Genomic DNA, 21,105 nt, shown 5'->3' on the forward strand with positions numbered 1-21,105 from the left:
CCACATTGTTCGCATGAAAACATAGGCGGAGTTGTTGGATCTCCATCATCCATCAAATCGAAATCCCTAACTACACTTAAAGGAATTTCTTCTTTTTCATGACACACTAAACAGACATAGCTGACGCTCTGTTTCTTGGACTGATTTAAGCTGGTGGTTTTCTTCTTTTTCTTTCCTTTTTTCGATGCCTGGATACCGGTGAGATTGTTAATCACCCTTTCTAAATATGCTTTTGTTATTGGACATAAGGCTACCTTTATTTCTAGTTTTCCATCCTCAAGACACACTTCTCCCTTGTATTCATAGTAACATTCGCAATGCGGACAAACGAGAGGATCTTTTTTACCACTCGCCATAACTCGTTCTCTCCATGTTTGACGACGTAACGTTTTCTTCACTTTTACTATCCAACGTCTTGCTTCCTGTTGCCAAACACTTAGTACCTTTTTACAAAGATTTTTAATTCTTCTTGAATACATCCCGTAGTGTCGAATCGTTTTAAATTGCTCATCCGGAATATGACGGATTAACCGTGCAATGAATTCCTCTACCGTTACCTTTTCACACTTCTCTTTGCCTTCGGTTTTATCATGGTATTTAAATGTAACATATTGACCATCATAGTCCTCGATACGATTGATTCCAATCGCTGGTCGACGAATATAACGACCAATATAGCGTAGCTGTTCCTTCACCTTCCCTCTCTGTTTTGGGGCATAGACATAGAAACCTTCCCCATTCTTTGAGTAGGCCTTTTGTAGTCTTGATTGAATTTTTTTCTTTTCCTTCTCTGTTACTCCTTTCCGAATGAGCTTTAATACAATGGTCTGCCATTGTTTACGAAGCATCGCAAATGGCAGGAAATCATACTGTTTCCATTCTCCTTTTTCTGTCAACCCACCCATTGTTACCAGCATATGAACGTGTGGATTGAAGTTAATTCTGGAACCAAAAGTATGAAGTCCTGCAATGATTCCAGGTGTTACTTTTGCTTTCTTTTTGAAGAAATCTGTTAATAATCTTGCCGCTGCGTCCATTAAATCTTTTAACAAATGTCGGTGAAGAAGAAAAACATCTCGTAATCCTTCATCGATCGTAACTATCACATGTCGATGATTTACTTGAAGAACATCTTCGGTCAGCAACCTGCTCCACTTTTCACTCTCACCTATAGAACACGTGGTACAAAAGCGACCTTTACAACGGTAAGGTACTTTTCGTACATCGTGGCAGCCTTCACAAACAAAAAGCTTAAATCCCTTTTTAATGTCCCCACAATCACGAAATTTTTCAACCTCCTTGATAACGTTTGGACGAATTTTAGCTCCGTGTTTTTTCTTGAATGCTTCCCAGTGTTGATATTTATCAAAAAAGATTTGTCTAAGTATGTTTGTTTCCATAAATTTAAAATACCACAGCCAAAATGACCGTGGTAGACCCAAAATTTTATACTTTCTTATCTTTAAGAAAAACCGGGCAAAAAGCGGCCCGGTCCTTTTTTAGAGAACATCCGATAATTTGTACTCTATGCCATGTACTCCTTTATAATACTCAGGGTACATTTCTCCTCCACATTGTTCGCATGAAAACATAGGAGGAGTTGTTGGATCACCATCATCCATCAAATCAAAATCCCCAACTACACTTAAAAGAATTTCTTCTTTTTCATGACACACGAAACAGACATAGCTGACGCTCTGTTTCTTGGACTGCTTTAAGCTGGTGGCTCTCTTCTTTTTCTTGCTTTTTTTCGATGCCTGGATACCGGTGAGATTGTTAATCGCCCTTTCTAAATATGCTTTTGTTATTGGGCATAAGGCTACTTTTATATTTCTAGTTTTCCATCCTCAAGACTCACTTCTCCCTTGTATTCTATGTATTCTATAGTAACATTCGCAATGCGGACAAACGAGAGGATCTTTTTTACCACCCGCCATAACTCGTTCTCCCATGTTTGACGACGTAACGTTTTTTTTACTTTTACTATCCAACGTCTTGCTTCCTATTGCCGGATACTTAGTATCTCCATAAATTGAAAATACCACAGCCAAAGTGACCGTGGTAGACCCAAAATTTTATACTTTCTGATCTCTCAAGAAAAAGAGCTTCCATAAACGGAAGCCCTCTTCTCTAAATTGTTTAGTTGATTTTTTTGATGGTTAGTGTAGTCGGGTTAGCTGAATCAAGAGCAACTGCCGCAATTAACCCGTAAAGTTGTAAATTTATTTTGTCACCAGCAGCTAACGATACAGTCGCTGACCCATTAAAATCACTTTTTGAGATACTTGGTGAATCAACAGTAGACGAAACTGAAGCTCCATTAACAATTATTCGAGAACTGACTAGCATAGCAGCAGTTAAATGAATGTCATAAGACAGTTCGTACTGACCTGCATGTTGTACTGTAAATATTGTATTTGCTCCAGTTACAGTTACACCATTCAAGTCTTGATTATTCGGCAATGGAATAGGAGTACCACCAAGTAAAACATGAATCATTGATCCAGTTGAATTTGATGCACTACTTACATTTACATCACCTTTTGTACCTAACTGCTTGCTGTTGTTGAAAGTTTGTGTTGCGTTTGCCAACTCTGTAATACTGTCATCGACCTGTTTCTGTGTTGCATTAGGATTGTTAATAGTTAATTTAGCAGCTTCAATAGAAGAAGCATACTGCGTACGAACGCTTTCTGTTACCCATTGCTTATCCGAATTAACATTTGAACCATCTGTACTCGTCACTACTGAATTCAAGTTGGTCTCTGCTGTCACAATCGCATTTCCCAAATCACTTTTATCTACGCTATTCTCGTCTTATACCTATTGGTTTTATAACGAGCCTTCACCGTGCAGGCGACTTTCATCGCACACGGCGATCCGTCAATCGTAGTTCTTTCTTCTTATTTCCCCAAGATTAATTATAGTCCTTTTATCGGATTTGTCACTATTATTGTTGGATAATAAAAAAGCCTATCGAGTGACCTCGGGCTTGTTCTAGCGATAATCTCAACATGCTTGTCATCCAATTCCGGCATGATTATCCTCTCCAATTCTTGCTTAAAACGACTTCATGTTATTCCGTTTAAATAAAGTGTCCTCCCTCTGAATTGAATGAGGGCACTTTTACTTAATGATTAAGCGATTATTACAAGTTTGCCTTCTTGGATTTTTTCCTTTAATTCTGCTTCAATATATGTCTTAATATCCTTCATAGCTTGAAGTTTCCACGAGCCACCATCCGATTCAAACAAAGAACATTTTGGACCTGACTGCATCCTGAATATAAAATCACTCTCAGGTTGTGCTACTTCAACAAATGTACGGTAAGGTGCCAAGATTACAGGGTTAGGCACTTTTACATTAGCGACGGTGGCCACTCCTGTTTTTGCAACAACAGCCTGGGAAACACCATCATCGCCGATCGTATTTACTGCTTCCTCTTTTATGTTTCCAACTACCTTTAACATGATCTCTCTATACTTTATTGGCAACAAAGCAGGATTGAAGTTTAATATTAAATTCTTCAGTATCATACCAGCGACCAAAAACATAATCTGGAAGCATTGCACTTGCTTTGATAAAAACATTTCGATTGTAATCGCCATTAAATGAACTAAAGCACTCTACCTCTGTTGGAGACTGAACGTGAATCATTAAATCTTCTTCCCAATCAGAATCTGACTTAATATATTCAATTAAACCAGAAAGACTTCTAACTTGAATTGGTTGTGCAGTAGGGTTCTCAATTAAGTGCACCTTTTGCGTAGAATAAGTTTGTCCATTCAAATCCTCAATTTTCGTATTCCCTAACCCAACAATGTATTCAATAGCTTCTTTTATCATTTTTTATATTATCCTCCTTCAATAAAGTTAAAATATCTCTTGAATACTCGCTTATTCTCGAAATTTCATATCACTTAATTTACACCGAATAGTAAACACACCTTTAAAGCAGGTATAGATTGAATATTCTTACAGAGGGAGTGCCATCCTAACGCCCAAATTCTGGATAAATTTGGTAAATAGGTTTAACCGTGCGTAAGATCTCCACTCGNATATGCCCGAATGGAAAAAATAAACTCCGACTCTGCACTATTGGTGTTTGTAAGTATCTGGAATAACAATGGATAAACAAGTCAATTTGGCTACATTGAATCCTTCTTCTTAGAGCAGCTTCGCTTCTACCAAAAACATTGTATAGAGATTATGTTTTCAAAAGGCTTAATCCTTGATAAAGAAAACGACTTTGTATTTATATCAAGATTCGGGACTCCGATAGCTTCTAATACAATAAATTCGGCTTTTTCTAAAATTTATCAATACGCGAAAAAAGAAAAGCTCGCTATAAAAAGAATCACACCACATGGTTTAAGGCACACTCATGCAACCGTATTAATCAATCAGGGCACACCTGATAAGATTGTTGCTGACCGACTCGGTAACACGCCAGCGATGATAAATTCAGTTTATGCTCATCCATTACAAGAATTTGAAAATCAAGCTGTCATTGACTTTAGCAACACATTAGCTGGGGCTAAAATTGGGGCTAAATAATTCTTAGCCCCCTCTATCCCCTATGCTACGCAAGGCTTTGGGCAATATGCTGACTAGCATGACAAGCTTTCGATGATCACTTGGGCAGCCGCAATTGTTTTTGTGTGCGTAATGGATAGATGGATTTTTTCATGATTTGGTGAAGTGATAACAGGTTTTCCATTTATACTTTTTACTTCAATGTCTTGCCAGCTTAACTTGCCAATACCTGTGCCCCTTGCTTTTGCATAGGCTTCTTTTGCCGCAAACCTCCCTGCCAGGAACTCGATTTGTCGTTGAGGCGGAAATTGGCTATACTGTTCCTGTTCAAATGAGGTTAAAATCCGTTCGGCAAATTTCCCCTTTCTTTCGACGGCTCTTTGAATCCGTTCCATTTCAATGATATCCAGCCCTATTCCAATAATCATAGGAACGCGTCTCCTTCTAACTTTTTGCTGCCCTCATACACTTATATTTAGAACCTTTGTTTTTTCTTCATTAAGAGGTATGATGAAAAAGTAAGATTATTTTTCTCGTTAAGTCTTTGATAAAAGAAGGTGATTTCCCTTATGTTCATTCGTCATGAATCACTTCGATCCTTCCTGCGATTTTATCCAATTGTATCCGGGCTCATCGTGCTTCACTTTATTTTATTTTTAACCATTAACTTTTTCCCAGGCGGAGAAAGTACCGTTTTGTATTGGGGAGTTGGGCAAAACGGGCTTATCGAACAAGGAGAATATTGGAGGTTGGTTACACCCATCTTTTTGCATGCGTCTTTTCCCCACGTGTTATTTAATTCGTTCTCTCTCTATTTATTCGGACCTGCATTGGAACAAATGCTAGGCAAGGTCAAATTTATCGTAAGTTACTTGGTAATGGGCATTACTGCAAATATAGTCACGTACTGGCTTGAAGATCCTTTTTATACACAATTAGGGGCGTCTGGTTCAATCTATGGATTGTTTGGCATTTATCTTTATATGACCATGTTCCGAAAAGATCTGATCGATCGCATCAATTCACAAATTGTCATGACAATTTTAGTTGTCGGTTTAATTATGACGTTTGTGACGCCAAATATTAACATTATCGCCCACTTATTTGGCTTTATTACCGGCTTGGCACTTGGCCCAATTATTTTAAATAAGGCAAAGAGATATATGCCTATCATTGAAATGCGCCAAGCCCGCGATGTAAGCGAACCGTCTTTCAATCCAACTCGATGGAAGAACAAACGAAGAATAAATAGCCGGCTACTGAAAAAAATTATTTGGGGCTTGTTTATTCTGTTTGTCGCAGCAGGGTTGCTTATCGGGTTTTTTTAAAAGGTTGTTCAAAAAGTCCGGAGGCTCACAGGATGAGCCAGTTCGACGTTATCACAGGAAGTGATGCTTTTAGTCGAACATCTTAAGCTGTCGAATTTCTTCGCCAGCTTCGTTCTTGCGGTACTCACGCATCCTTCAAACGGGAAGGTTCTTCTGCTATAGACGTGCACGTCCTGTGCACAACGCAGAAACCAGCACTTCCTGTGCAAGTCTCAGAACTTTGCTTCCTCGAACTTCTCAGCTCTTTTTGTCCTCCTTTTTGAACGCGCAATTTAAATACGTTTTCTTCGAAGCTGGTGAAACAGATCATCAGCTTTTTCTAATTCCATATCTTGAACAGTAAATGTGTTCCCAAACAAACCGCCTAAAACCGAAATATGAAACGTCGCCAGTTTCTTTCTTCTTTGAAGGAAGGACTCATCTTTTTCAAATGATTGAATGCGCTTTTTATGAGTCAATACCGTTGTTCTTCCCCATCTCCGAAATCGTACTCCAATCGTTCTCTCCTTAAGAAACCAACCCGCATCACGATGCTTAAGCCAGCCGCTCACAATGCCAAACAGCAAAAGCAGCAAAGAGGCAATCGCAAATTGCTTAGGCAAGAACCAAAAAGCTGCACCTATTAATGGAATGTAGAACCACGTGCTTCGAATGATGTATCTTCTTCTGGAACGTTTCGGAACAGATTGGAATGGAATCTCTTGAGCAAATGTTGGCAAGACATGATTTAAAAATGCCATAACGTCTTTTTTATGGATAAGAGGGTTGATCACAGTTGAAAGATCGCTTTCCGAACCGCTCTCACCTGCAATATCAACATATATCGCCGCAAGTTGAAATGGCTGCCGAAACAATCCCTCTTCAATTCTTACCGCTTGAACTTTATTTATCGGAATGGTCACTTGCCTTTTTTCCAGTATCCCTCTTTCAATTTGTAGCTCGTCCCGCTTCTTTTTTAGAACAAATCCGCCAAATTTAAATACCGTATTGACGATTGAAACGAGCCAGGCAATCAACGCAACAAAAAATATGGCAATCACGATAAAAAAGATACTTAACGAAATCAGCGCATCCAACATTCCGCTGAAAAAATTCTCCGGCAGCAAATTATCAATCTGTGTAAAAAGAGCACCGATAAATGAAAATAAAACACCAAATCCCCCGGAAGTGGAAGCTGCGATAATCAAAGTTTTTTTTGACAGTTTAAATTCATAATCAATTTCTTCATTTAATTGCTCTTTTTTATCTTTTTCTTCAATGAAAGCATCAATATTGCTTTTTTCTTTTTGCGCGCGTATCCATTCCCTTAACCGCTCAGCTTTGTCTCGGGAAAGCGCTTGTAACTGTGCTTCCGGCTCATCACCGCTTCCCGCTGTTTCAATCTGCAACTTTACAAGCCCAAACATTCGGTGGATGATCCCTTGCGTCAAATTGATGGTCTGAATACGTTCAAAAGGAATATAACGCCGTTTCCGGGTGAAAATGCCATATTCAATACGAACTTCCCTCTCTGTAACATCATAATAAAAACGAAGCCAGCGAAGAAAACTTGAAGTAAGAACAAACAAGATAAGAGCGAAAAACCCAATTAGAGGCCACCACTGGGATGTATCATCTTTCAAAGCAGAGTATATTAAAAATATGATTGGAATTAGCATTTCCTTTAAAGATTGAATCAGTGAAAGCAAAATTAGTGCCGGATGTTGATGTTGGCGTTCAAACATCATCTTCCACCACCAGTGCAAGCTCTGAAATGCGATCTCTCAATTCATTTGCAATCTCGCTTGAGAGGGCAGGTATTTCATGTTGTGTTGCTGCTGTAGAAATGACAACTGCCGCCAAGTTGTAATGCCGGTACAGCGGGCCTTCCCTTGTATCGACATGCTGCACCCGCGTCATTGGAATGAGCGTCCTTGTACGGATGAAAATCCCACGGTACAAATCAATTTCATGCTCTGTCACTTCATAACGCCAATAGCGAAGACGAAGCGAAGGAATGAAAGCAATAGCAGAAACTGCTTGAAAAATAATTAATAATAGGATGATAACAATGACCCAACTCGGAGGGATCGGCAAAAAACCTATAGCCGCAATCGTGATATATATAAGTGGGATCAACGCAAAAATTAAACTGCTAATTATCCCTCTAATTCTCCAAACGGTTAAAGCTTTTGGATCAAGTGTTTCTTTCGGCAAAGTGCGCATCATTTTCCTCCTAACCGTATTTCTACATAGTAAGTATAGTGGAACTTGATACAGCACTCAATCTTATTCGGAAATTTATTTATTTCCCAAACAGAAAAGCCTTAAAAGGAACAAACCCTTTAAGGCTTTAGTAAAATGATTGTTTTTAATTAAAACTGTTCTGCTTCTGTTGAACCTGCAAGCGCAGTAGTTGAAGCTGTTCCACCTGAAACAACTTGTGCCACTTCATCGAAGTAGCCAGTTCCAACTTCACGCTGGTGGCGAGTAGCCTCGTAGCCATATTTTTCATTTGCAAATTCACGCTGTTGAAGCTCGGAGTAAGCGCCCATGCCGCGCTCGCTGTATCCTTTTGCAAGTTCGAACATTGAATTGTTCAATGCATGGAAACCAGCTAATGTTACGAACTGGAATTTATACCCCATTTTCGCAATTTCTTCTTGGAACGTTTCGATTTCTTCCGTGCTTAATTTTGCTTTCCAGTTAAAGGAAGGTGAGCAGTTGTATGCAAGCAATTGATTCGGATATTTCTCATGAATTGCTTCAGCAAAACGGCGTGCTTCTTCAAGGTTTGGTTCAGCAGTTTCACACCAGATAAGGTCTGCGTACGGTGCATACGCTAGGCCACGGGCAATTGCTTGATCAAGGCCGGCATTTGTACGATAGAAACCTTCTTCTGTGCGCTCGCCTTTGCGAATGAATGGATGGTCGTATTCGTCCACGTCACTAGTGATTAGGTCGGCAGCATTTGCATCCGTACGAGCCATAATAATCGTCGGAACACCCATTACATCAGCAGCCAAACGAGCTGCAACCAGGTTTTGAATCGCACTCTTTGTCGGAATTAATACTTTACCACCGAGATGTCCGCATTTTTTCTCAGAAGCCAATTGGTCTTCAAAGTGAACACCGGCAGCTCCAGCTTCAATCATTGCTTTCATTAATTCAAATACATTGAGACGTCCACCGAAACCTGCTTCTGCATCCGCGACGATAGGAGCGAACCAGTAACGGTCGTCTTTTCCTTCAAGATGTTCAATTTGATCTGCACGTTGAAGCGCTTGATTAATGCGTTTCACTACTGCGGGTACTGAATTTGCAGGATACAAGCTTTGGTCAGGATACATTTGACCAGCAAGGTTCGCGTCAGCCGCAACTTGCCATCCGCTAAGGTAGATGGCTTTAAGGCCAGCTTTCACTTGTTGAACAGCTTGATTCCCCGTCAAGGCACCAAGTGAACGAACGAAAGGCTCGTTGTTGATTAAGTCCCATAGACGTTCTGCGCCCATTCTAGCAAGCGTATATTCAATTTTGACAGACCCTCTTAGTTTTAATACATCCTCTGCAGAATAAGGCCTTTCAATTCCTCTCCAACGTTCGTCATTTGCCCAGCTTTCTTCCAATTCTCTTACTTCTTGTGGATCAATTGCCATTTTACTCCCACTCCCTCTCATTTTTCCCTCCAGTAAGTTGGAGGTTTTGCATAGGCTTCACTGTTATAATACAATTTAACCTTTGTTGCCCTTATAATATAACAGCTTATATTTTAGGTCAATACTTTTTTTGATAATTTTTTCTAATCTAACCAAATTAACTTAAATTAAGACAATATCAGCCGATAGTACTAGATGGGAGGGAATTTTAACAATGAAAAAATTACAATACAAACTGTTTTTGGGCTTTATCGTTATTTTATTGCTCATGACAGGGCTAGGATCTTTGAGCTACTATAATATGCGCGCTTCAAATGAAGATGTAAAAAGGATGGTTTCAAATGACCTAGAACTGCTTGTTGCAAGCGACAATTTTGCACAAAACATTACTGAACGGGTTTCTGTTTTAAGAGCATACATATTATATGACTCAAGCACTTACCGGACCCAGTATTTGGATTTGTCGAGCCAAAGCGTAAAATTGAAAAAGGAACTTCTGGATGCGGGTGCCCGTTCCAATGAAAAGAGGGCAATCGATGACATCGTTAAATTAAATGATGAATGGTCAAAATATGTTGAGGAAACAGTACTTCCAACGTTTATTATGGAAGGCCGTACAGACAAAACATTGGAATTGTTGGAGAAAGCAGAACCACAATCCGTACAGCTTACATTCAAATTAAAAGCGTTGGCTGCTGAAAATCAAAAAAGCATGAATGCCTCTGGACAATCAATTCTTGAAAGTGCTGCAAATGTTGAAAAGTTAATTATCAGTTTAATTGCTTGTGCTGTCATTATTGGAATGATTATCGCTTTTCTAACAGCTCGTGTCATCGTCAAACCAATTTTGCGTGTAGCCAATCGGCTTGACCGGGTGGCAAATGGCGATTTAAGCGGCAAACCTTTAAAAACGAAAGCAAAAGATGAAATTGGACGGCTTGTCGCTTCATCAAATAAGATGGTAGAAGGATTGCGAAATTTAGTACTTAATGTAAACCAATCTTCAGAACAAATCACCGCATCAGCTCAAGAGCTGACAGCAAGTTCTGAGCAATCATCGAATGCAACAGAACAAATCGCTGCTTCAAGCGAACAGATGGCATCTGGTGCAGAAGCACAATTAAACAGTGTAAATGAGGCAGTTGTCACGATTAATCAAATATCCGCAGGCATCCAGCAAATCGCTGCAAACAGCGAATCGGTTTCAACGATTGCGGAAGAGGCCTCGACTTCATGCAAGGACGGGGTTGGCACGGTGAATGAAGTGGTGGAACAAATGCATTCGATTGAAAACACGGTGAAAGAAACGGCAAAAGTCATTGAAACACTTGGGGAGCGCTCAAATGAAATCGGCAAAATTGTGACGCTTATTACTGACATTTCCGATCAGACAAGCTTACTTGCTTTGAACGCGGCCATTGAAGCGGCGAGAGCCGGCGATGCAGGCAGGGGATTTGCGGTCGTTGCAGATGAAGTGCGTAAATTGGCGGAACAATCGGCGGATTCAGCCCTTCAAATTACGAACCTTATCCGCACGATTCAAGAAGAGACATCAACAGCAGTCCATTCTATGGTAGAAGGGACAGAAAAAACAGTAGATGGATTGGCAAAAACAAATGAATTAAGTGATGTTTTCCATAAAATTGAAAAATCTGTCCAAGATGTAGAAGCAAGAGTCCAAGAAGTAACCACGGCTGCCGAGCAAATTGCCGCTGGAAGCAATCAAATGGTAAGCAGCGTGAACGTTGTTAAAGAGGCAGCTGAAGAAAATGCGCGTACAAGCCAAGACAATGCCGCTGCAAGCGAGGAGCAGCTTGCCATGATGGAAGAAATCGCATCGTCCGCCCAAGCTCTAACACGTCTCGCAGATGAAATGGCCGATATGGTAAGAACGTTTAAACTTTGAATAAAATCTAGGCCGTGCAAAATATTGCACGGCTTTAAAATCTATATGATTCACATTTTTTTAATCAAAAGTAGCTTCTATTATACTTTTTCGTATTCTTTTTGCAGCAATAAGTAGCATGAATGATAGGCGCTGGAAAAAGACAATTCGGATAATTGACCATCTCCTTCACACCAATCTCCTGCAAAAAAAAGGTTTTGATATTTATCAAAAGAATAAGGCATTGGATGCTGATTCATTTTCCACTTAATCTCTTGGGCAACTGCTTTCTTTGTAATGCGAGGAAAAACAAGTTTTTCACGCCAACCTGGAAAATGCTTATCATAAAATTGTTCTATCATCTGTAGTTTTTCATCCAATTTCTCTTTATTTTCAATCTCATCATTACTAAGGTATCCAATTGCTTGGAGAAGTTGTCCTTCTTTCGGGACACATTCCACATCGTAATAAGATATATCTGTTATAAAAATTTTATTTTTTTCATCGTAAACATATGTGTATGGTACATCGATGCGATTTTTTAAAGCAACATCATAAATAAAGACATAGCTCGGATCAGCATTAACATACTTGTCTAAAATATTAACAATCTCATTATTCGCAAACACTTTAACTAATTCACGCGGTGGAATACAAAAAATAAAATCTTTCGCTTGGTAGTTACCATTTTTTGTTTGAACCCCAGTAATTTCCCTGTCTTGGAAAATTACTGATTCAACTGCTTCCATCGTTTTAATTGTACCACCGTTCTCTTCAATGATACGGCTAAATTCCTCAATTAATGAATGCCAGCCACCAGCAATATACGCGACAGGCTTTTTTGTTTTGTAAAGGCGTCGATAGTAAGTAAAAAATACATCGGAAGGAATGTTTTCTGGCTCACTTGTAAAAAAGTTAGACGAGGCTAATGTTAACATTAAGTTAGCAACATCTTCTGTAATACCTTTTTTACCCATCCATTCTTGAATCGAAGTATTTGAATCACCTTTATGTGCTTGTAATATTGTTTTAAAAACCTCAAAGGTAAATTTTAATTTGTCTACCCCTTTAACTTTTTTTGTATTAAATAATCCTTTAAGATTAGCTGGAATAACTGTCAATCCGTTTCCGATATCATATTTTGCACGCTCAGGTGTAAAATCCCTCCAATCAATTTTAAGACCAAGGTCTTGTTGAAACAATCTTAAAATTGACTTATCTCTTCCATAGATAGCATGAGCCCCATAATTAACTTTATATCCTCTCACATTTAAGGTGATTGCTCTACCGCCTAGATTTCCTCTCTCTAATAATAAAATTTTTTTTCCTCTTTTCGTTAAATAAGCCGCTGAAGTCAGTCCTGCCAATCCACCGCCAACAACAATTGAGTCATATCGAAGTAATGCCTCTTCCTTGTTTACTTCCTTATTAGCCACCACTCTACCCCCTTCTTCTGTATGTTCTTACAATAATTGTAAATTGCCAAATTTTATCACTGTAACCTTGATAAATTGCACCTATTATATTAAAAATTAGATCATCTTTTATAGTTAATAATGGTACAGATAAAACGCTCTACGTATAAAACAAAGGATAAATAATTTTTATGTTTCCAGAAAAATAAATTTGTTGGTATCTGATACATCAGATAATATAATTCATCCTCGTCAATTAATTTAAACTATTTAGGTAGACCTTCTTAAATTTTATTGGAATTATGTGATTTGGAAAAAATCAAAATTTCTATAGCAAACTGATTGATTAAGCACTTAAAATACTTATAGAATAGAACGAATTTAAAAACTTGTAAGAAGGTTATCCCTATAAACCAACAATAAGCTTACTGTGATGTCCCGTCTTTTTTTAAGAATACTTAACTAGAATAGCTCTTTTTTTAACAATTTTAGGATGTAGCCTAGCTGTCGGTTTTCTTAAAATTTGCAAGTGAACATCACATTTTACGTTTTAGTTGCTGGTCTTTACTCAGGTTTTTTTAAGCGCTTTATAGTATTTTAGGTAATATGTTACAGAAAAGTAGCCTACCTTAACCATTACCACTTACTCATTTCTATTTGCTAGTTTATTTATGACACCATCCGTGATATTATCGAAAAAGAATTCGTTGATTTTGAGAGCAGAAGTTTTAAGAGATATTCTGGCTTGGTCTTAATTCCAACTTGTCTTGCTTATATTCTTTATACATAATGGGCTTTCCTATATTGAATCGAGTCGTGCATCTATTCTTTCAACGATTGAACCAGCTGTAGCAATTATAATCGGTGTAACACTCTTTGGAGATAACTGTCTTTATGGCAACTAATAGGTATTATCGCACTAATTCTTTTTTCTATTTTGTTAACAACAAGAGGTCCTAATAATAAACCGAAAATAACACGAAAGCAAAAAATAGATGTAAAAAATTAAATGTGCTTTTTACACTAGGTTTTTCAATTATTTACCAATAGTATTACTCATTCTCTTATTCGTTTAACAACCCCTTTATTAGCTTTTAGTAACTCTCTTATGTGGATTTTTACTAATGAGTTAAAGGAGCCCCCACTTGTATAGACAAACTCTAATTCTGTAACCTTTTTATCAATTAAAAAGATAGCTTCAAACCCAAAAGATGGAACAGCACCTGCAGGATAGCCCGTAGCTTCTAATACTTCTTTTTTAGTAATTAAACGAGGATGGCTAATGTTTAAAACTTTGCTTACCCTTAATATACTTACTCTATCTTCTCCTTTAACAATGGCTACAATCAATTGTCCAACTTCGCCAATCATACAAATATTTTTAACAAACTCGTTGACTGAGCCTTTAACTTCACTTGCTGCTGCTTCAAAAGTATGAAAAGAATTGTTAAATTCAATATATTGAGCTCTCAAATTATTTACACGTATATACTCTTTGATCCTTTTATTGAAATCCAAAATAAGCACCTCTATTTACGGCATAAGACCTAATTAAGTTTTTGAAATTTAGATTTCCGTGGTATTCTTCTAATTCTGTCTGTTCATATTTTTAATCCTAGCGTGAACTAACCGAGCTAATGTCGTCTAAGAGTCAAGTCAATTCGCCTTGGCTCTTAAACGAAGTGCTTCATTTTAGGTCAATTATTACTTTTGTGAAAGTGATAGTTTTAATTTTTTATCTGTATTATCGCTCGAATCCATATATTTGCTTCGTACTTGTTTTTCCATGATCTCGGGATCAACAAGGAACTGAATTTTTGAATAGTTCCAACTTATCGGAACCTTATTTTCCTTAAACCTTCTAGCACAAACTTATCTACATAGTTAGTGACGAATTAATCGTTCCGCAAACGAAGTTCCTTTTGGTGCTATTCCCTTTAAATCTGAAATTTTATCTAACCGTTCAATTTCTGATTGTATAAATCGAGCTCCGATCCAACGAAACGGCTCCGGCACCCACTTCGGAGAAGAATGTTGCACCACCGGTAAATTAGTTAAAAGAGTTTTCCTTTCAGTAATTAAATCACTGAGAATTCGACCAGCCAAATTCGAGGTAGACACACCTTGTCCAAAATATCCAAAAGCTTTTGCAACTCGCGTTCGTTTATCATATTGAAAGTTAGGAGTCCAATCACTAGTTACACCTATAGGCCCTCCCCACACATGTGTAAATTGATCCCTTGAAATTGAAGGAAACCATTTGATTACCCTTTGTTTTAACCATTCAATAACTGGCCCATAAGTATCAAAAGAATCTTTAATTTTAGATGAATAACGATATGGTCCCCCGTTTCCTACTCCGAAAAGAATTCGCCCATCAACGGTTCGCTGTAAATAATCTTGAGCTAAAGTATTTGACCCTACTGTCTCTCGATTTTCCCAACCAATTGTAGACCACTGCTTCTCTGATAAAGGTTCAGTTAATATCATAGAAGAGTACATTGGAATAATACGACGACGAAATTTTGTCATCTGACTAAGATATGCCTCTCCAGCTATAATAACTGCTACGTCCGCTTTAACAGCACCCTCAGTTAAAAGCAATTTCGGGGGTTTCATCGATTCACCTTCTATAAAATCTAATACCTCCGTCTGCTCATATATTTTTACTCCGCGCCTTTCAACGATTCGTGCTAGTTGTCTAACTAATTTACCTGGATGAAGAACGGCTGAAACTTTCGTTAGTATGCTAGCTTTAAGACCTTGAATATGAATTCGTTCATCTGTTTTCTCTTTGCTTAAAAGTTGATAATAATTCTCTAAACCAAGTTTCCGATATGTTTTCATCTCATTTTCTAATTGAGAGAGTAAATTTTCTCCTAACGTTACCTTTAAAAAACCAGCTTTTTTCCAATCTACATTCATATTTTCGATCTGAATTACACGTTCAACCTCATTAACTGTATCGAACATTGTTAATTGTAATTCCCTAGCTCTCTCACTCCCATATCGTTCAATAGCTACAGGTGGGGTAACTGAAAACCTTGGTGAACACCATCCGGCATTTCTTCCAGAAGCGCCAAAACCAGTGATTTCCCTCTCAATTATTGCTATTTTTAACGAAGGATTTTGAAGCAATAAATAATAGGCAGTCCATAAACCAGTATAGCCCGCACCTAAAATAGCGACGTCAACAATTATTTTCTCATTCAACCTAGGTCGGGGTGTTAAATCATCCCCGCTACTTTCAAGCCAATAGCTTCTAGATGAATGGTACTTTAATAGGTCAGCATTGTCTATTCCTATTTTGAACACCTCAGCTTTAAGGTTTTTTCTGAACAATCCCTTATTATATTGTTTTTATTCCTTCCTCTTTTTCCGTTGAAAAGTCCTTTTTGTCTGGAATAGCCAAACTTATAATAACACCTGCTAATAATGCAAGAACTAATGTTGCTCCACGGGAAGTAAAGATATCTTCGAGAGGCGTACTAATCCATATTATCGTACTAATAGAGCCTGTTAGAAGTGCAGCAATGATTCCGGCACCGGATACCCGTTTCCAAAAGAAGGTTAAAAGAACTGCAGCACCAAAGCTATTTCCAACTCCTGCCCACGCCCATCCAACAACAACATAAATTAAGGATTTAGACATAAGCCCGAATATTAGACCAATGATTCCAACAATTATCACAGTAATACGTGAAATCACGACAAATTGTTTTTCAGTCAATTTCAGACCCATAATTTTGTGTAAAACGTCTTCACTTATAGAACTAGTAACGACTAATAATTGTGAAGAGGCTGTTGACATAATGGCTGCAAGAATACCTGAAAGTAAGATTCCAACTAACCATACTGGAAGTAAATCAGTGAGCATAATTGGTAAGATCATTTCAACATTCTCAACATTTCCAGAACCGTATAATGTTATCCCTGTTATCCCAATTAAAAATGAACCACCATATGCCAATACGCCCCAAGTAATCGCAACATTTCTACCTGTTTTCACATCTTTTTCACTTCTTAACGCCATAAATCTTGCACTTATATGCGGTTGTCCCCCCAAAAAACCAAAAGCCCATGATAGATTTGTATAGATGAGGATTCCGACAGCAAATCCTGTTACACCCCCTGTCCAAGAATTCACTCCATTTCCAGCTTGAACAAGTGCATCAATAATGGATAGATCCTCTACTCCAATTTTGAACAACGCAACAATCGGCAAAACAACGAGTGTAAGTACCATTAAAATGGCTTGAATGGCGTCTGTCCAAACAACAGATAAGAAGCCACCCAAACATGCATATATAATTACTACGGCTGCTATTACAAGAATGCCCGTTAAAGACTGAATCCCCATTGTTTGCTCTAAAGTATTACCTGCTCCTCCAAATTGGGCACCAACGTAGAAGGTAAAGAAAGGAATAATGATTAATGCTCCTATTGCCCTGATTAAATTTCCGTGTTTGGGGAATCTAGCAGATAAATAATCAGGTAGCGTCAGAACATTATATTTTATTCTCTCTTCCATAAATTTTTTAGCTAAAAATAACCAAGAGACGATGATTCCACCTAACATCCCGATAAACAACCATATACTAGAAAGTCCAGTCGAAAAAGCAAAACCTGTAGCTCCCAGTAGTAACCATGCAGACGCCTCAGTAGATCTTTCAGAAAAAGCCAAAACCCAACCTGAAAGTTTGTTACCACCCAGATGATAATCATCATATCCTAACTCTTTTCGACTAAAATAGACTCCAATTAATAGCATTGCCACAAAGTAAATAATGAGTTCAATTAAAATCACAATACTCATACTATTCATCCTTCCATTATTAAGTTAAAAACTGGGCTACTTGCAGTTTTGAGTGGTCCCTTCATTTGACACTTATCACCAACTGAAAAGCACTTAAGGAGTTTTAATATACATAATAATTAGATTATTCTGTGCAAACTCTTTGACTTTTTTAAAAAGAAAGTTGAAATATTTGAATATATAAAATGCACAAATTTGATTTGAAAAAAGATGCCTTCTTCAACACTACAAAAATATCAAATAATTTAATATCTAAAATTTGCTTGAGTTGCTGCATCTATAATAGACGCAGCAACATTTAAACTAATTTTTGTTCCAATTAGCTGGGTACAACGAAAACATAAAAGCACCTCGTGATGTAGCCTCATAAACGATAGATGTTTCCTTTTCTATAAAAAATGAATCTCCTTCTTTTCCAAACATTTTTTCTCCATTTGCTTCTATGATTACTTCACCTTCTGTTATATACAAAATCTCATCATAACGCACTGTCCATGGAAATTTACATTTCTCCATTTTTACAATACCACCGCCTAGAGTAGGAGAAATTTCGTCTGTAACAAAACGAGTGATTTCCGCCTTTCCATCCCCTATCGTTCCATCTAATATTTCGAAGGAATATTTCTTTTTTTTAAATAATTTAACACCCATTAAATCCCTCCTTTTTTACCATCCTCCGTACGCAACCCAACCACCATCAACATTATAGGTTGATCCTGTCACATAACTTGCATCATCAGATGCTAAAAATAAACAGACATCTGCGACTTCTTTCGTAGTGCCGAAACGTCTTAGTGGTGTACGTCTTACGACATCATCGTCCCCGTAACCGCCAACATCCTGATCTGTTTCATCTAATGGTGTTTTGATGTAAGCAGGTGCGACAGCGTTGACACGAATATTTTTTTCTGCCCATTCAACAGCAAGCACCTTTGTCAAACCAATAATTCCATGTTTTGAAGAACTATATGCTGCTCTCATCGGGACACAAACTTGTCCGAATACTGATGTCATATTTATAATCGATCCTCCACTAGCCTGCATATGTTTCCCTGCTGCTTGTGAACCAAAAAATACACCTGTCAGATTCGTATCTATGACTGCTCGCCAATCTTCTTCACTTATTTCCAATGCGGGCCCAATTCGATTTATTCCTGCATTATTTACAACAACATCAATTTTCCCAAACTTCTCCATCGTCTTTTCCATTAATGCATTGGCTGACTTTTTTACAGACATATCGGCTGCTACTGGAATAACATCATACCCCTTTTCTTTTAACTTTGAAGCTGTTTTACTTGCCCGCTCTAGGCTTCTTGAGTTAATGACTACTTTTGCCCCTTCCTCAGCAAATCTTTCAGCAATCGTTTCACCAATCCCATAACTTGAACCTGTTACAATACAAACTTTGTCCTTTAAACGCAACAAAAATCACTCCTTTATTTATTTTTGAAAAAGATCACATTGAAATGTTGATCTCTTTACGTAACTGTTTTGCCTTTCCTATACTATCAATTCTTCTTTCAGCCAATAGGTCAGCCGCACGATATGTTGGAATCCGTTCATCCTTTGAAATTTTAATTAATTCCGTCATTGTTTCATAGACTCTTTCAACAGCCTGAACCCCTCTCTCCTCATTAAATCCACCTGGCTTTAAACGGTCGGTATCAAAAATAGTACCTCCAGCATTCGCTATATAATCAGGAGCATAAAGTATGCCTAACTCCTCTAGATAATCACCATGTTTATTTTCAGCCAGTTGATTGTTAGCGGAACCGGCAACAACTTGACACTTTAACTCTTCAATTGATTGATCATTAATGACCTTACCAAGAGCACAAGGTGAATAAATATCAACATCAAGGGCATGGATACGATCAGGCGTTTCAATATTTGTTCCAAACTCTTCCGACACTTCTTTTACTCTGTCTTGATCAATATCTGCTATTGTTATCATTGCTTTTTCTTGTACAAGATATTTTACGACATTATAGCCAACACTTCCGATCCCTTGAACAGCTACACGAAGACCATTAAGATTATCTACACCAAATTTTTCCTTTGCACACGCTTTCATAGATTGGAATACACTTAAAGCTGTGTAATGGGATATTTGTCCAGCACCACCAAATTCCCTGGGAAGTGTAACAACATAAGGTGTTTCAAGTCTCATTGTTTCCATATCTCTTAAGGTTGTTCCGACGTCTAACCCGGTTATATACAAGCCATTTAACCTGTTAATAAAACGTCCAAATGAACGAAAGAGAGCCTCACTTTTTTGCGTCTTTGGGTCCCCTATAATTACCGCCTTTCCACCACCAAGATCAATCCCAGCTGCAGCATATTTATATGTCATACCTCGACCAAGCCGAAGTGCATCCTCAATCGCATCCCATTCATTGGCATAAGTCCACATTCTGCAACCACCTGTTGCGGGTCCAAGAGTTGTGTCATGCACACAAATAACACCTTTTAAGCCTGTTTGGTTATCATTAAAAAAGAACAGATTTTCATAATCGTATTTTTCTAGATATTCAAAAATTTTGCCTTCCATCATTTCCACCTCTTTTTTAATGTTGACTAACAACTGCATCAAGCTAATTTAGAATGAAGATAAGATATAATCTCTTTTTTGTCTTGATATACAGGTTTATTAGCAAGCTTTCTTTCTTCTATATCCTTTTCCCAAAGAACTCCGACTGACTTTGGAAATTCTGTAATCATAGAAACATATTCTTGAGAGTTAGAAACTGAACTGTCTTGATAAACAATATTTTCACGATAGTATTCATATCCTTGAGCTTTATTGAAAACGACACATGGACTAAAAACATTAATTAATGAAAAGCCTTTATGTTCTATCCCTCTAATAAATAAGTTTTCGAGATGTTTAAAGTCCCCAGAAAAACCTTGAGCAACAAACGATGCTCCAGCAGACCAAGATAATAACAAAGGATTAACGGGTGTATCGTTATTACCCATAGGAGAGGTTGAAGACTGATAACCTATAGGGCTTGTTGGTGATGTTTGTCCTTTTGTATTCCCATAAACAGAGTTATCCATCACAATATATGTAATCTGTATATTTCTCCTTGCAGCGTGCACAAGATGACCAACCCCAATTCCATAACCATCTCCATCTCCGCCAACAGCTATCACTGTAAGTTCTGGACGAGATGACTTAATTCCTAATGCAGTGGGTAAAGTTCTCCCATGAGTAGCGTGTATAGAATAACCTCCAAAGTAATGCGATATTTTTCCGCTACATCCGATTCCGGATACAAGAACGGTATTTTCCGGTCTTATGTTTAAAGATAACAACGCTGTCTGAATTCCTCTCAATACTGCAAAGTCTCCACATCCTGGACACCAAGTTGGTTTGTTGCCATTTGAATAGTCTTTCGTCGTCAATGTAGATTCCATTTTTACCCTCCTCGTATAATATCTTTAGAGCTCACATTTAGAAGAATTTCCAGTTGATCCGGACAGC

Annotated in this window: 16 protein-coding genes and 3 pseudogenes; 3 read left to right on the forward strand and 16 right to left on the reverse strand. The window is 37.9% G+C overall.

What is annotated here, in order from left to right:
• Nucleotides 1-96: 96 nt before the first annotated feature.
• The 4 genes and pseudogenes from DCC39_RS16510 to DCC39_RS16520 all read right to left on the reverse strand — a co-directional run bounded on the left by DCC39_RS16510 (nucleotide 97) and on the right by DCC39_RS16520 (nucleotide 3,846).
• Nucleotides 97-1,400: pseudogene (locus DCC39_RS16510) on the reverse strand (IS91 family transposase).
• A 265-nt stretch (nucleotides 1,401-1,665) separates the two neighbouring features.
• Nucleotides 1,666-2,002: pseudogene (locus DCC39_RS19955) on the reverse strand (IS91 family transposase); the annotation flags it as partial.
• A 137-nt stretch (nucleotides 2,003-2,139) separates the two neighbouring features.
• Nucleotides 2,140-2,775, reverse strand: coding sequence for a BclA C-terminal domain-containing protein (locus tag DCC39_RS16515; protein WP_116556005.1), 636 nt, complete (start codon nucleotides 2,773-2,775; stop codon nucleotides 2,140-2,142).
• A 362-nt stretch (nucleotides 2,776-3,137) separates the two neighbouring features.
• Nucleotides 3,138-3,846: pseudogene (locus tag DCC39_RS16520) on the reverse strand (hypothetical protein).
• Between the two features lie 363 nt (nucleotides 3,847-4,209).
• Between DCC39_RS16520 and DCC39_RS16525 the strand changes: the two are divergent.
• A complete protein-coding gene (locus DCC39_RS16525; protein WP_116556006.1) occupies nucleotides 4,210-4,557 on the forward strand; it encodes a tyrosine-type recombinase/integrase in 348 nt (115 codons plus the stop codon).
• Between the two features lie 53 nt (nucleotides 4,558-4,610).
• Here the strand turns inward: DCC39_RS16525 and acpS are convergent, their stop codons facing one another.
• On the reverse strand, nucleotides 4,611-4,964 hold the full coding sequence (gene acpS, locus DCC39_RS16530) for a holo-ACP synthase (RefSeq protein WP_116556007.1): 354 nt from the start codon (nucleotides 4,962-4,964) through the stop codon (nucleotides 4,611-4,613).
• Between the two features lie 141 nt (nucleotides 4,965-5,105).
• Between acpS and DCC39_RS16535 the strand changes: the two genes are divergently transcribed.
• Entirely contained in the window at nucleotides 5,106-5,864 is a 759-nt protein-coding gene (locus tag DCC39_RS16535) for a rhomboid family intramembrane serine protease (protein ID WP_116556008.1), read from the forward strand.
• A gap of 272 nt (nucleotides 5,865-6,136) precedes the next feature.
• On the opposite strand, the gene DCC39_RS16540 is transcribed toward DCC39_RS16535, so the two are convergent.
• The 3 genes from DCC39_RS16540 to aceA form a co-directional block, all read right to left on the reverse strand.
• Nucleotides 6,137-7,591, reverse strand: a complete 1,455-nt coding sequence (locus DCC39_RS16540) for a PH domain-containing protein (RefSeq protein WP_116556009.1) — start codon at nucleotides 7,589-7,591, stop codon at nucleotides 6,137-6,139.
• A complete protein-coding gene (locus DCC39_RS16545; protein ID WP_116556010.1) occupies nucleotides 7,581-8,069 on the reverse strand; it encodes a PH domain-containing protein in 489 nt (162 codons plus the stop codon). Before DCC39_RS16545 ends, DCC39_RS16540 begins: the two co-directional genes overlap by 11 nt.
• A gap of 149 nt (nucleotides 8,070-8,218) precedes the next feature.
• Nucleotides 8,219-9,499, reverse strand: coding sequence for an isocitrate lyase (gene aceA, locus DCC39_RS16550; RefSeq protein WP_116556018.1), 1,281 nt, complete (start codon nucleotides 9,497-9,499; stop codon nucleotides 8,219-8,221).
• A 214-nt stretch (nucleotides 9,500-9,713) separates the two neighbouring features.
• On the opposite strand from aceA, the gene DCC39_RS16555 reads away from it, so the two are divergent.
• Entirely contained in the window at nucleotides 9,714-11,405 is a 1,692-nt protein-coding gene (locus DCC39_RS16555; protein ID WP_116556011.1) for a methyl-accepting chemotaxis protein, read from the forward strand.
• Nucleotides 11,406-11,485: 80 nt separating this feature from the next.
• On the opposite strand, the gene DCC39_RS16560 is transcribed toward DCC39_RS16555, so the two are convergent.
• The 8 genes from DCC39_RS16560 to DCC39_RS16595 form a co-directional block, all read right to left on the reverse strand.
• Nucleotides 11,486-12,820, reverse strand: a complete 1,335-nt coding sequence (locus tag DCC39_RS16560) for a phytoene desaturase family protein (protein ID WP_116556012.1) — start codon at nucleotides 12,818-12,820, stop codon at nucleotides 11,486-11,488.
• A 1,035-nt stretch (nucleotides 12,821-13,855) separates the two neighbouring features.
• Entirely contained in the window at nucleotides 13,856-14,326 is a 471-nt protein-coding gene (locus tag DCC39_RS16565; protein ID WP_240613682.1) for an aminoacyl-tRNA deacylase, read from the reverse strand.
• Between the two features lie 357 nt (nucleotides 14,327-14,683).
• The gene (locus tag DCC39_RS16570) at nucleotides 14,684-16,141 is read right to left on the reverse strand and encodes an NAD(P)/FAD-dependent oxidoreductase (protein WP_205948537.1); all 1,458 of its coding nucleotides are present in this window, start codon (nucleotides 16,139-16,141) and stop codon (nucleotides 14,684-14,686) included.
• Between the two features lie 7 nt (nucleotides 16,142-16,148).
• Nucleotides 16,149-17,615, reverse strand: a complete 1,467-nt coding sequence (locus DCC39_RS16575) for a sodium/proline symporter (RefSeq protein ID WP_116556013.1) — start codon at nucleotides 17,613-17,615, stop codon at nucleotides 16,149-16,151.
• Between the two features lie 303 nt (nucleotides 17,616-17,918).
• Nucleotides 17,919-18,266, reverse strand: a complete 348-nt coding sequence (locus tag DCC39_RS16580) for a cupin domain-containing protein (protein ID WP_116556014.1) — start codon at nucleotides 18,264-18,266, stop codon at nucleotides 17,919-17,921.
• Between the two features lie 15 nt (nucleotides 18,267-18,281).
• Nucleotides 18,282-19,043 carry an SDR family NAD(P)-dependent oxidoreductase gene (locus DCC39_RS16585; protein ID WP_205948538.1) on the reverse strand — a complete coding sequence of 254 codons (762 nt, stop codon included), beginning with the start codon at nucleotides 19,041-19,043 and terminating at the stop codon, nucleotides 18,282-18,284.
• Nucleotides 19,044-19,074: 31 nt separating this feature from the next.
• Nucleotides 19,075-20,169 (reverse strand): Glu/Leu/Phe/Val family dehydrogenase, encoded by a 1,095-nt coding sequence (locus DCC39_RS16590; RefSeq protein WP_116556016.1) that lies wholly within the window; start codon nucleotides 20,167-20,169, stop codon nucleotides 19,075-19,077.
• 38 nt (nucleotides 20,170-20,207) lie between these two features.
• Nucleotides 20,208-21,038 (reverse strand): thiamine pyrophosphate-dependent enzyme, encoded by an 831-nt coding sequence (locus DCC39_RS16595; RefSeq protein WP_116556017.1) that lies wholly within the window; start codon nucleotides 21,036-21,038, stop codon nucleotides 20,208-20,210.
• Between the last annotated feature and the right edge of the window lie 67 nt (nucleotides 21,039-21,105).

Source organism: Pueribacillus theae, assembly GCF_003097615.1.
Lineage (GTDB): Bacteria > Bacillota > Bacilli > Bacillales > UBA6769 > Pueribacillus > Pueribacillus theae.